This is a genomic window from Microbacterium sp. BF1, from assembly GCF_019279095.1.
Classification (GTDB): Bacteria; Actinomycetota; Actinomycetes; order Actinomycetales; family Microbacteriaceae; genus Microbacterium; species Microbacterium maritypicum.
The window spans coordinates 1-3084 of record NZ_JAGYWT010000294.1 but is presented as its reverse complement, the minus strand read 5'-3'; the positions used below and the strand labels follow the sequence as shown (position 1 = coordinate 3084).

Below are 3084 nucleotides of genomic sequence, written 5' to 3'. Positions count from 1 at the left end.
GCCCCGCGCACCTGGTGCAGGCCGCTGAGCCGGCGCCAGGGGTCCTCGCGCGGTGGTTTGGGAGCGCGAGCGAGCGTGGCGGCGAACTCCTGCGCGGCGAACTCCGTCTTCCCCTGCTCCTCGAGCTCGAGCACCAGCACGTCACGCACGTCGATCAGGTGCAGAACATCGAGGGCGGCGTACTCGAGCCAGGAGTCCGGCAGCGGCCGCGTCGACCAGTCGGCCGCGGAGTGCTCCTTCTTGAGCGTGATGCCCAGGGTGTCCTCGACGACGGCACCGAGTCCGACGCGTTCATGCCCCAGGAGGCGCGATGCCAGCTCGGTGTCGAAGATCACCGGCGGCTCGAGGTGCAGCTCCCGGAGTGAAGGCAGATCCTGGCTCGCGGCGTGCAGCACCCATTCCACGTCTCCGATCGCATCCTGCAGAGGTGCGAAGTCGCCGATGGCCGGCGGGTCGAACAGGAAGACTCCTGCGTCGCGGCGGAACACCTGCACCAGATAGGCGCGCTGCGAGTACCGGAAACCGGATGCCCGCTCCACGTCCACGGCCACGGGGCCGGTTCCTGCGGCGAGCACGGCGCAGGCTGCGCGGAACTCCTCGACATCCGAGATCACGGAGTATTCAGTCACGTACAGCCTTTCGCGCGCCGATCACGGCGATGCCCTCGGAGCCGGGCGGAAGCCCCGCCAGCATTCCGACCAGTTCGGCCCATGCTTCGACGTGCGGTCGGAACGGGCCCTCCGGAGTCCAGGACGCCCGCAATTCTATCTGGGCGCCGTCTCCTTCGATGGCGAGCCCACCGAATCCCTTCGAGAGCGTCTTGGTCGAGGTGCCCGACTCCGAGTGATAGATCGCGTCGCGGGAGTCGAGCGCGTCGACCAGCCACGACCAGGTCACGTCGGCGAGAAGCGGGTCGGTGCCGATCTCCGTCTCCAACGGCGCCTGGGCGAACAGCACGATGCGCCACGAGCCTCCCCACGCGCCGGGCTCTTCGGGATCGTGCAGCAGGACGAACCGACCGGTGCCGTACACCGACTCGCCGTCACCCTCCGGGCGCACGTCGGCGGCGAGGGCGATGGCGAAGGGCGCGAGGCCCTGCGGGGTGGCGATCTCGCGCACCGTGATGTCATCACGGAACTCGGTCTCGCGCAGTTCGGCCACGGCGCTCTCGAAAGGCGTCCCGGCCTCGGGGTGTGCGGTCACGGCAACAGGCTAGAGTCAGGAAGCGATGAAGAGTCTCAGGCACGCCGTTACGCTCCTTGTCCCTGCCCTGTTCGCTTTCGGGGCGGCGCTCGCTCTCGTCGTGTTCGCCGTCGCCCGTCGGGTCGTCACTCCCATGCGTCGTGCCACCGACACCGAGATCCTCGCCGTCGACACCGGTGCGCAGACCATCGAGTTGCAGCGCACCCTCGACACCGAGCTCCCCGGACGGTACGGCCTGTTCACGACCGGAACCTACGGCTATGTGAAGCTCGGTGCCGTCCTCAGCGCAGACGGCTCGACTGTTCGCCGCAAGCTCCTCACGCAGATCGAGCCCGGCGCCCGCGTCGATCGTGCCGCGGCCTTCAGCGGCTACTACTACTCATCCCCGAGCGAGCTCCACCTGCGCTGGGAGAACCTGCTGATCGGCACCCCGGCCGGTCCGTGCCCTGCCTGGTACTTCCCGGCGTCGTCCTCGACCTGGGTGATCCAGGTCCACGGACGCGGGGCGACGCGCGCCGAGTGCCTGCGGGCCGTTCCGGTGCTCTCTGCCGCGGGCCTGCCCAACCTCGTCGTCTCCTACCGCAACGACGGCGAGGCCCCCCGCACCAGGGCGGGCGCCTACGCCCTCGGAGCCTCGGAATGGCGTGACGTGGATGCCGCGATCGCCTACGCACTCCGACACGGCGCCGAACAGGTCATCCTGATGGGGTGGTCGATGGGGGGAGCGGTCTCGCTGCAGGCTGCGGTGACGTCGGAGCACCGCGATCGCATCGCCGGGATCATCCTCGAATCTCCCGTCGTCGACTGGCGCACCGTGCTGCGATTCCAGGCGAAGATGGCCGGAGTTCGGGCACCGCTGCCCGAACTCGCCATGGGTGCGCTCCAGATGCCGCTCACCGCGCGCCTCAGCGGAGCCGACGAGCCGATCGCGTTCGATCGCCTGGACATGGTCGCCCGCGCCGACGAGCTGACAGCGCCCATCCTGATCCTGCACAGCGACGACGACGGCTTCGTCCCTGCCGACTCTTCGCATGCGTTGCAGGAGGCGCGTCCGGATCTCGTGACGATGCCCAGATTCACGGTCGCGCGCCACACCAAGCTCTGGAACTACGACCAGACGGGCTGGACCACCGCGATCACCGACTGGCTCGACGCCCAGGGCTTCAGCGCTTCTGCGTGACCTGGTTCTTCGCCCGCATCAGCATCCCGGTCATGCCTCCGATGCGCAGAGGCGACACCGCCTTGGTGAGCCCGATCGACTGCGGATAGTCGTTCGGGATCGCGAGCACCTCGTCGGCGGTCAGGCCGGTGAGGCCCTGTACCAGGATGCTCGCGAAACCGCGGGTGGTCGGAGCCTCGGGCGGCGCCGTGGCGTGCATGGTCACGATGTCGTCGTTCACCTCGACGTGGATGTATACCGGCGACTGGCACTCAGCGACGCGCTCGTACATCTCCGGGTGGGCCGCGACCTCGTCGGACACGTCAGGGAGCTCGTCGGAGAACTCGAGCAGCAGGAGAAGACGATCGGACTCGGGGGTTTCCAGGAAACCGTCGCGGATCTCGGCGAGGGCGTCAGGAACGTCGCTTGTGGTCATCCCTGTCATTGTCACATGTTCAGAGCGTGCCGGGCTCTGAGCCGGTGACGATCGGCACACGCACCGCGCTGCCCCACTCGGTCCAGGACCCGTCGTAGTTGCGCACGTTCTCGAAGCCCAGAAGGTGGGTGAGTACGAACCAGGTGTGGCTCGAGCGCTCCCCGATGCGGCAGTAGGCGACGACATCGTCCCCGTCCTTCAGCCCGGCCCCGTCGCGGTAGATCGCGTCGAGCTCGGCACGGCTGCGGAAGCCGCCGTCCTCGGCGACCGCATTGGCCCACGGCAC

The 3084-nt window shown here is 68.5% G+C and carries 5 protein-coding genes; 1 reads left to right on the top strand and 4 read right to left on the bottom strand.

The genetic code is table 11. The features are described from left to right. On the bottom strand, window positions 1–629 hold a 629-nt coding region (locus KZA10_RS10790), incomplete at its 3' end, for a ribonuclease D (protein WP_218682882.1). Continuing rightward, on the bottom strand, window positions 622–1203 hold the full coding sequence (locus KZA10_RS10785) for a DUF3000 domain-containing protein (protein WP_055867949.1): 582 nt from the start codon (window positions 1201–1203) through the stop codon (window positions 622–624). The genes KZA10_RS10790 and KZA10_RS10785, both read right to left, overlap by 8 nt. Before the next feature lie 25 nt (window positions 1204–1228). Between KZA10_RS10785 and KZA10_RS10780 the strand changes: the two genes are divergently transcribed. Further along, window positions 1229–2383 carry a S9 family peptidase gene (locus KZA10_RS10780; protein WP_218682881.1) on the top strand — a complete coding sequence of 385 codons (1155 nt, stop codon included), beginning with the start codon at window positions 1229–1231 and terminating at the stop codon, window positions 2381–2383. On the opposite strand, the gene KZA10_RS10775 is transcribed toward KZA10_RS10780, so the two are convergent. Then, a complete protein-coding gene (locus KZA10_RS10775; RefSeq protein ID WP_055867962.1) occupies window positions 2367–2798 on the bottom strand; it encodes a SufE family protein in 432 nt (143 codons plus the stop codon). The genes KZA10_RS10780 and KZA10_RS10775 overlap by 17 nt on opposite strands. A gap of 19 nt (window positions 2799–2817) precedes the next feature. After that, on the bottom strand, window positions 2818–3084 hold a 267-nt coding region (locus KZA10_RS10770; protein ID WP_256934717.1), incomplete at its 5' end, for a sulfurtransferase.

Bases quoted from the DNA above. Each gene is read 5' to 3' on its own strand.
- KZA10_RS10780 (WP_218682881.1), top strand. From the start codon at position 1,229: ATGAAGAGTCTCAGGCACGCCGTTACGCTCCTTGTCCCTGCCCTGTTC.
- KZA10_RS10775 (WP_055867962.1), bottom strand. From the start codon at position 2,798: ATGACCACAAGCGACGTTCCTGACGCCCTCGCCGAGATCCGCGACGGT.